This window comes from Pseudomonas sp. 1928-m, assembly GCF_029269135.1.
Taxonomy (GTDB): Bacteria; Pseudomonadota; Gammaproteobacteria; order Pseudomonadales; family Pseudomonadaceae; genus Aquipseudomonas.
On record NZ_JARIXO010000005.1, the window covers coordinates 304,213 to 312,882 of the forward strand.

Here is an 8,670-nt window from a genome sequence, read left to right on the forward strand (position 1 = left end):
GTCACCCTAGCGCACAATTTTATTGGCGCTTGCATTTTGACGGTTATGCGCCAAGCTGGGTTTACAAATCTCCAGCCTTCCAACCCAACCAGCCGCTTTTAGCGACTGATGCAAACGGGGTGTCGCTTGATCAGGGTGCTAGTTGTTGATGACCACGACCTGGTACGTACCGGCATCACCCGTATGCTGGCTGATATCGACGGCTTGCATGTAGTGGGTCAAGCCGAGTCCGGCGAAGAATCCCTGAAGAAAGCCCGCGAGCTGAAGCCCGACGTTGTTCTGATGGACATCAAGATGCCGGGTATCGGCGGCCTCGAAGCCACGCGTAAACTGATTCGCAGTCATCCTGACCTCAAAGTCGTCGCGGTTACAGTGTGCGAAGAAGACCCATTCCCGACGCGCCTGCTGCAGGCCGGCGCCGCCGGTTACCTGACCAAGGGCGCCGCGCTGGAAGAAATGGTTCAGGCGATTCGCATGGTGTTCAGCGGTCAGCGTTATATCAGCCCGCAGATTGCCCAACAGCTGGCGCTCAAGTCGTTCCAGCCGCAGAGCAGCAATTCGCCTTTCGACTTGCTGTCCGAGCGTGAAATCCAGATCGCCCTGATGATTGCCGGTTGCCAGAAGGTTCAGGCCATCTCCGACAAGCTCTGCCTGTCGCCGAAAACCGTGAATACCTACCGCTATCGCATCTTCGAAAAGCTGTCGATCACCAGCGATGTCGAGCTGGCCCTGCTGGCCGTGCGCCACGGCATGATTGATGCCAGCAGCTGACGACAGCCGCGCCGCCTTCGATTCCAGCGCGTTTCTCTCCACCTGCAGCGGTCGCCCTGGCGTGTACCGCATGTTCGATGTGGACGCCAAACTGCTCTATGTCGGCAAAGCCAAAAACCTGAAAAAGCGCCTGGCCAGCTACTTCCGCCAGAGCGGCTTAGCGCCGAAGACCGCCGCGCTGGTGGGCCGAATCGCGCAGATCGAAACCACCATCACCGCCAACGAAACCGAAGCCCTGCTGCTTGAACAGACGCTGATCAAGGAATGGCGGCCGCCGTACAACATCCTGCTGCGCGACGATAAGTCCTATCCCTACGTGTTTCTTTCCGACGGTGACTTCCCGCGCCTGAGCATTCACCGTGGGGCGAAAAAGCAGAAGGGCCGGTACTTCGGCCCGTATCCCAGCGCTGGTGCCATCCGCGAAAGCCTCAACCTCCTGCAGAAGACTTTTCTGGTGCGCCAGTGCGAAGACAGTTTCTACAAAAACCGCACTCGCCCCTGCCTGCAGTACCAGATCAAACGCTGCAAAGGCCCCTGTGTCGGCCTGGTAGAACCCGCCGAATATGCCGATGACGTGCGCCACTCGGTGATGTTTCTTGAGGGACGCAGCAATGCCCTGACCGATGAGCTGTCCAGCGGTATGCAGGCTGCCGCTATGGCCCTCGACTTCGAGCGGGCGGCCGGGTTGCGTGACCAGATATCGCTGCTGCGCCGAGTACAGGATCAGCAAAGCATGGAAGGCGGCACCGGTGATGTGGACGTGGTCGCCGCCATGGTCAACCCAGGCGGCGCCTGCGTGCATTTGATCAGCGTGCGTGGCGGCCGGGTGCTTGGCAGCAAGAACTTCTTCCCGCAGGTGGCGATTGAGGAGGAGGGCAGCGGCGTATTGCTGGCCTTCCTCGCGCAGTATTACCTGAGCAGCCAGGAGCGAGACCTGCCAAGCGAGCTGATCGTCAATGCGCAACACGAAGACTTCCCCACGCTGATCGCCGCCATTGATGAGCTGCGTGGCCGTGAGCTGAGCATCAGCTACCGCGTGCGCGGCACCCGTGCGCGCTGGCAACAGCTGGCCGTGACCAATGCCGAGCAGGCCCTGGCTGCGCGCCTGGCTAACCGGCAGCAAGTTGCMGCACGCTTTGATGCCCTGGCACTGGCGCTGGATATGGATGAAGTGCCGCAGCGCCTGGAGTGTTTTGACATCAGCCACTCCAGTGGTGAGGCGACGGTCGCCTCCTGCGTGGTGTTCGGCCCCGAAGGTCCGCTCAAGTCCGATTACCGCCGCTACAACATCGAAGGCGTTACGTCTGGCGACGATTACGCAGCCATGCATCAGGCGCTGACCCGGCGCTTCAGCAAGATTAAGGATGGCGAAGGCAAGCTGCCGGACATCCTTCTGGTCGATGGTGGTAAAGGCCAGCTGGCCATGGCCCGTGAAGTGCTCGAAGAACTTTCAGTGCCTGACCTGATCCTGCTTGGCGTGGCCAAGGGCACCACGCGCAAGCCGGGTTTGGAAACCCTGTACCTGAATGACGCAGCCCATGAGTTCACCCTGCCGGGTAATTCGCCGGCCTTGCATCTGATTCAGCAGATCCGCGATGAATCGCACCGTTTTGCCATTACCGGCCACCGCGCCCGCCGTGGCAAAACCCGCCGTACCTCGACCCTGGAGGAGGTTGCTGGCGTCGGGCCCAAGCGCCGGCGCGAGCTGCTCAACCACTTCGGTGGGCTGCAAGAACTGTCCCGTGCGAGCATCGAAGAAATCGCCAAAGCACCTGGGATCAGTAAAAAACTCGCCGAGTTGATTTATGCGGCCCTGCACAGTGAGTAGAATGCCGACTCTCTTTACCGCCAAGTTGTGTCGATGAATATCCCCAACCTGCTGACCGTGCTCCGCGTATTGCTGATTCCGGTGTTTATTCTGCTGTTCTACCTTCCCTTCAGTTGGAGCTATTGGGCCGCTAGCGCGGTGTTTTCAGTCGCAGCTGCCACCGACTGGCTGGATGGTTACCTGGCCCGTCGCTGGGAGCAGAGCACACCTTTCGGGGCTTTCCTCGATCCGGTTGCCGACAAACTGATGGTGGCGGTTGCCCTGGTATTGCTGGTGGCTGAACACGCCAATCTCTGGCTGACCCTGTCTGCGGCGATCATCATCGGTCGCGAAATCGTGGTGTCGGCGCTGCGTGAATGGATGGCAGAGCTGGGCGCCCGCGCGCATGTTGCCGTATCCAAACTGGCCAAGTGGAAAACCGCCGCGCAGATGCTTGCTCTGGTGATTTTGTTGGCCAATCCACCGATTTTTACCGCCTGGGTTGTGTTTGGTTATGCGCTGTTGATCATTGCGGCGGTACTCACCCTGTGGTCCATGGCGCAGTACCTGCTAGCCGCATGGCCACACCTGCGAATCACCTCGGAAAAGAAATAAGCTTTTTTGAATCAAGGGGTTGACGGGCCGTTCTGAAGCTATAGAATGGCGGCCGTCAGCACGACAAGCGGGAATAGCTCAGTTGGTAGAGCACGACCTTGCCAAGGTCGGGGTCGCGAGTTCGAGTCTCGTTTCCCGCTCCATTTTCAACGGGCCGTTTTACACGGTCCGTTTAGTTTCAAGGCTGAGTAGCAGAGTGGTTATGCACCGGATTGCAAATCCGTGAACGCCGGTTCGATTCCGACCTCAGCCTCCAATTAGAAAAGCCTCGTAGATCACTGATTTACGAGGCTTTTTCATTTAAGCTTGAAACCTTGCGAGGCATCCAAGGGCTGTATATAGTCCAAGCCTCGCAACGCAGCGCTACCGCCCGAATGGCGAAATCGGTAGACGCAAGGGACTTAAAATCCCTCGAGGGTAACCTCGTGCCGGTTCGACCCCGGCTTCGGGCACCATGTACATGATTTCAGATGTTCGCCCGCGAACCTGAAACCCACTAAAACCGGCTTTCGTAGCCGGTTTTTTTGTGCCCGGAATTTGTACATCTGGCGCTGTCATCCGAGCGTCTTCCGCATGTCATACGCCTGCCATCTGCTTTAGCTGCAATCGCGGTAACTCAGTGAGGAATGCAGGCGATGCGGATTTGTGTGATTGGCGCAGGCTATGTAGGGCTGGTATCGGCGGCCTGTTTTGCCGAGATGGGCAATCGGGTGATCTGCATTGAGCGCGATGCGCAGCGTGTGGCACGGCTTGCCCGTGGCCAGTCACCGATTTACGAGCCTGGGCTGGAGGCCATGCTGCAAACGCATTTGAGCAGCGGTCAGCTGAGTTTCAGCCAGCACCTGCATGAAGGCATCAAGCAGGCCGAGATCATTTTTATCGCCGTCGGCACGCCGAGCGGGGAGGACGGCTCAGCGGACTTGTCGCATGTCCTGGCTGTGGCCGACGAGCTGGGCGATCAGCTTGAGCAGAGCTGCGTGGTGGTGAATAAATCCACGGTGCCGGTGGGCACCGCCGGGCGTGTTGCCCAGCGCATCAACAGTCGCTTGAGCAAACGCGGCAAGCGCTTTGCGGTGACGCTGGCGAGCAACCCGGAATTTCTCAAGGAAGGTTCGGCGATTGACGACTTTATGCGCCCTGATCGGGTGATTGTCGGTTGCGATGAACCCCGTGGCCATGAGCTTTTACGCCGCCTGTATGCGCAGTTTCTGCGCAATCACGAGCGTTTGTTATGCATGGGCCTGCGCGCGGCAGAGTTCAGCAAATATGCTGCCAACGCCTTTCTGGCCACCAAGATTTCCTTTATCAACGAAATGGCCAGTCTGTGTGCGCGCCTGGATGTTGATATCGAAGATGTACGCCGCGGCATCGGCAGCGACAAGCGCATTGGCACTCACTTTATCTACGCTGGTTGCGGCTATGGCGGCTCATGCTTCCCCAAGGATGTACGGGCGCTGATTCGCTGCGCAGAGCAGGAGGGCATTGAACCCGGCATCCTGCGCGCAGTCGAAGCCCGTAACGCATTGCAGAAAACCCTGTTGTTCCAGGCGCTGCGTGAGCATTTTTCCGGCTATTGGCAAGGGCGAGTGGTGGCGCTGTGGTGCCTGGCCTTCAAACCAGGCACCGATGATCTGCGTGAAGCGCCCAGCCTGGTTCTACTGGATGCCTTGTTGGCAGCGGGCGTCAGCGTTCAGGCGTGCGACCCGGTTGCTACAACGGCTCTGGCAGAGCGCTATGGCCAGGCGATCAGCAGCGGTCAGCTGCGCTTAAGCACCTCGCCGTATAGTGTTGTTGAAGGCGCGGATGCGTTGGTGTTGGTCACTGAATGGAAGCAATTCCGCCAGCCCGACTTCGCGCGCATTCGTGGCTTGATGCGCATGCCCGTGCTGTTTGACGGGCGTAATATCTACGATGCCGCGCAGTTGGCTGAGCTGGGTTTTCTCTACCGAGGCATTGGTCGCCCCGCGCAGGGGCATTGTAAGGCCAGTGCAGCCTGATAAACTGCGCACGCGATTTTCACCCCCATCTTCCCAAGGTCTCCCATGATCAAGAAATGCTTGTTCCCAGCAGCCGGTTACGGCACCCGCTTTCTGCCAGCCACCAAGGCTATGCCCAAGGAAATGCTGCCGATTGTGAACAAGCCGCTGATCCAATACGGCGTCGAAGAGGCGCTGGAAGCCGGGTTGACGGAAATTGCCATGATCACTGGCCGCGGCAAACGCGCCCTGGAAGATCACTTCGACATCAGCTACGAGCTTGAGCACCAGATCCGCGACACCGACAAGGAAAAATACCTGGTTGGCATCCGCCGTCTGATCGACGAGTGCACCTTTTCCTACACCCGTCAGGTGGAGATGAAAGGCCTGGGCCACGCCATTCTCTGTGGCCGCCCGCTGATTGGTGATGAGCCATTCGCCGTAGTGCTGGCCGATGACCTGTGCCTGAACCTGGACGGCGATGCGGTACTGACGCAGATGGTCAAGCTGTACAACCAGTTCCGCTGCTCGATTGTGGCCATCCAGGAAGTGCCGCCAGAAGAGACCCACAAATATGGCGTGATCTCAGGCGAGATGATTCGTGACGACATCTACCGGGTCAACAGCATGGTCGAGAAGCCACGTCCGGAAGATGCGCCGTCGAACCTGGCGATTATCGGTCGCTATATCCTCACCCCGGATATCTTCGAACTGATCGAGCAGACAGAACCTGGCAAAGGCGGAGAAATCCAGATCACCGACGCACTGATGAAGCAGGCGCAGAACGGCTGCGTGATGGCCTATAAGTTCAAGGGCAAGCGCTTCGATTGCGGCGGTGCTGAAGGCTATATCGAGGCCACCAACTTCTGCTTCGAGAACCTCTACAAAACCGGCAAGGCCTATTGATTCGGCTTCTAGCGCGGCAACACACAGCCACCTTCGGGTGGCTGTGTGCATTCAGGGCAACGGCATATGCTCGGCGCCAGGTCCTAATGGCTGACCGTAGCTGAACTCCACATAGTTGCCTGCCGGGTCACGCAGGCCGCAGTAGTAGCCAACGGGGTAGGGCTCATCACGCGGCTCCCAGACCAGGCAGCCGGCAATCCTTGCTCGCGCGGCAAGGCTATCGACCTGCTCGCGACTTTCCWGAGCAAAGCCAAAGTGGCTGTAGTCATCTGCAGCCAGTTGACGATCCTGCCCGCCGGGCATGATCACGAAGATAAAGCTGTGCTCCTTGCCGGGCTCGGCCATCCAGACAATCTTTGAACCTTTGCCGGCGCGCTGGTGAATCACCCGCATCGCACAGAACTGCTCATAAAAGGCTACACACGCCGCCAAGTCAGGTACGTGCAAGGCCAGATGAGTAAGGGTAGGGCGCATCATTGTTCTCCTGTTCCGCATGCTTCAAGTTTAGGCACTGGCGCGCCTTGGGGTATGCTGGCGACCTGTTCTGGAGGCTGAAATGACCTACGACTTCGACCTGTTTGTGATCGGCGCCGGTTCCGGCGGTGTACGGGCTGCGCGTTTTGCCGCTGGTTACGGTGCCCGTGTGGCGGTTGCCGAAAGCCGCTACCTCGGCGGCACCTGCGTCAACGTTGGTTGCGTACCGAAGAAGCTGCTGGTCTACGGCGCGCACTTCGCCGACGACTTCGAGCAGGCGCAGGGCTTCGGCTGGTCGCTGGGCGAGGCCAGCTTCGATTGGTCGACCCTGATCAGCAACAAGAATCGTGAAATCGAGCGACTCAACGGCATCTACCGCAACCTGCTGGTGGGCAGCGGCGTGACCTTGCTGGAAGGCCACGCGCGGATTGTTGATGAGCACAGCGTTGAGCTGGGCGGTAAACGCTACAGTGCCAAGCACATCCTGATCGCCACTGGCGGCTGGCCGCAGATTCCTGAAATTCCCGGGCATGAACATGCCATCGGCTCGAACGAAGTCTTTTTCCTTGAGCAGCTGCCCAAGCGGGTGCTCGTGGTGGGCGGCGGTTATATCGCCGTGGAGTTTGCCTCGATCTTCAACGGCCTTGGTGCAAAAACCTCGTTGCTCTATCGCGGCGAGCTTTTCTTGCGCGGCTTCGACAAGGCCGTGCGTCTGCACCTGCAGGAAGAGTTGAACAAGGGCGGCGTAGACCTGCAGTTCAACAGCGATATCGCTCGTATCGATAAGCAAACCGACGGCAGCCTTTTGGCCACGCTCAAAGACGGTCGCGTGCTGGAAACCGACTGTATCTTTTACGCCACCGGTCGCCGGCCCATGCTGGATAACCTGGGCCTGGAAAACACCCACGTACAGCTTGATGAGCGCGGCTTTATCAAAGTCGATGAGCAGTATCAGACCAGCACGCCGTCAATCCTCGCGATTGGTGATGTGATCGGCCGCGTGCAGCTGACGCCCGTTGCGCTGGCTGAAGGCATGGCCGTGGCCAGGCGCCTGTTCAAGCCAGAGCAATACCGCAAAGTCGACTATCGGATGATCCCGACGGCAGTCTTCAGCCTGCCGAATATCGGCACGGTCGGGCTCAGTGAAGAGCAGGCGAAGGAGGAGGGCTACAACGTTCAGATATTCGAAAGCCGCTTCCGGCCGATGAAACTGACCATGACCGAAAGCCAGGAACGCACCCTGATGAAACTGGTGGTAGATGCTGCCACAGACCGCGTGCTGGGTTGCCATATGGTCGGCCCGGACGCTGGAGAAAYCGTGCAGGGGTWGGCCGTGGCGCTTAAAGCTGGCGCGACCAAGCAACTATTCGATGAAACCATCGGTGTGCACCCAACGGCCGCCGAAGAGTTCGTCACCATGCGTACTCCTGTGTCGTCCTGAGGTCAGCATGGCGCAACTGTTCTATCTGGCCGACCTGTTCGGCGTCGCGGTATTCGCCATCACGGGTGCGCTGATGGCCGGGCGCAAGTCCATGGACCTGTTCGGCGTGCTGGTAATTGCCATCGTCACCGCATTGGGCGGCGGCACGCTGCGTGACGTGATTCTGGACAACCATCCGGTCAGCTGGATTCGCAACGATCTGTATATCGTCGTGGCCTCGCTGGCAGCCGTTGGTACGGTGATTTGGGTGCGGCTGACCCAGCCCATTCATGAGAAAGGCCTGCTATTGGCGGATGCCTTCGGCCTGGCGGTGTTTWCCGTGATCGGCACCGAGGTCGCCATGCAACACAACGTGCCGCACAGCACGGCGGTAATCATGGGCGTGATGACCGGGGTTGCCGGCGGCGTSATGCGCGACGTGATCTGCAACGAGATCCCGCTGATCTTCCAGAAGGAGATTTACGCCACCGCCTGCATAGCCGGCGCAGTGGTGTTTATCGGCATGCGCGCGTTGGACACGCCACATTGGCTGGATACGGGCGTGGCCATGCTCACCGTGTTGCTGATTCGTCTGACCGCTATTCGCTGGCATGTGGCGTTGCCCAGTTTCCATTTTCGGCATCGTGGTGGACGACGCCATCGTCGTGGTGGAAAACGTCGAGCGTAATATCGGCCTGGGC

Annotated in this window: 8 protein-coding genes and 3 tRNA genes; 10 read left to right on the forward strand and 1 reads right to left on the reverse strand. The window is 59.1% G+C overall.

The features are described 5' to 3' along the window. Window positions 1–126: 126 nt before the first annotated feature. The 8 genes from uvrY to galU all read left to right on the forward strand — a co-directional run bounded on the left by uvrY (window position 127) and on the right by galU (window position 6,075). Window positions 127–771, forward strand: coding sequence for a UvrY/SirA/GacA family response regulator transcription factor (gene uvrY / locus P3C18_RS16800; RefSeq protein ID WP_160014285.1), 645 nt, complete (start codon window positions 127–129; stop codon window positions 769–771). Then, window positions 758–2,599 (forward strand): excinuclease ABC subunit UvrC, encoded by a 1,842-nt coding sequence (gene uvrC, locus P3C18_RS16805; protein ID WP_275962977.1) that lies wholly within the window; start codon window positions 758–760, stop codon window positions 2,597–2,599. Before uvrY ends, uvrC begins: the two co-directional genes overlap by 14 nt. 33 nt (window positions 2,600–2,632) lie before the next feature. Further along, window positions 2,633–3,193: a CDP-diacylglycerol--glycerol-3-phosphate 3-phosphatidyltransferase gene (gene pgsA, locus P3C18_RS16810; protein WP_275962978.1), complete on the forward strand. Its 561-nt coding sequence runs from the start codon at window positions 2,633–2,635 to the stop codon at window positions 3,191–3,193. 67 nt (window positions 3,194–3,260) lie between these two features. Beyond that, a tRNA-Gly gene (locus P3C18_RS16815) sits at window positions 3,261–3,336 on the forward strand. 39 nt (window positions 3,337–3,375) lie between these two features. Continuing rightward, window positions 3,376–3,449 (forward strand) — tRNA-Cys (locus tag P3C18_RS16820). A gap of 112 nt (window positions 3,450–3,561) precedes the next feature. Further along, window positions 3,562–3,648, forward strand: a tRNA-Leu gene (locus tag P3C18_RS16825). 180 nt (window positions 3,649–3,828) lie between these two features. Continuing rightward, window positions 3,829–5,190, forward strand: a complete 1,362-nt coding sequence (locus P3C18_RS16830; protein WP_275962979.1) for a UDP-glucose/GDP-mannose dehydrogenase family protein — start codon at window positions 3,829–3,831, stop codon at window positions 5,188–5,190. Window positions 5,191–5,235: 45 nt separating this feature from the next. After that, window positions 5,236–6,075, forward strand: a complete 840-nt coding sequence (gene galU / locus P3C18_RS16835) for a UTP--glucose-1-phosphate uridylyltransferase GalU (protein ID WP_275962980.1) — start codon at window positions 5,236–5,238, stop codon at window positions 6,073–6,075. 51 nt (window positions 6,076–6,126) lie between these two features. Here the strand turns inward: galU and P3C18_RS16840 are convergent, their stop codons facing one another. Next, on the reverse strand, window positions 6,127–6,549 hold the full coding sequence (locus tag P3C18_RS16840) for a VOC family protein (RefSeq protein WP_275962981.1): 423 nt from the start codon (window positions 6,547–6,549) through the stop codon (window positions 6,127–6,129). Window positions 6,550–6,631: 82 nt separating this feature from the next. Here P3C18_RS16840 and gorA point away from each other — a divergent pair, with 82 nt between their 5' ends. Further along, complete coding sequence (gene gorA / locus P3C18_RS16845; protein ID WP_275962982.1) at window positions 6,632–7,990, forward strand: glutathione-disulfide reductase; 1,359 nt, start codon at window positions 6,632–6,634, stop codon at window positions 7,988–7,990. 7 nt (window positions 7,991–7,997) lie between these two features. Continuing rightward, window positions 7,998–8,657 carry a trimeric intracellular cation channel family protein gene (locus P3C18_RS16850; RefSeq protein ID WP_275962983.1) on the forward strand — a complete coding sequence of 220 codons (660 nt, stop codon included), beginning with the start codon at window positions 7,998–8,000 and terminating at the stop codon, window positions 8,655–8,657. The last annotated feature ends 13 nt before the right edge of the window (window positions 8,658–8,670 follow it).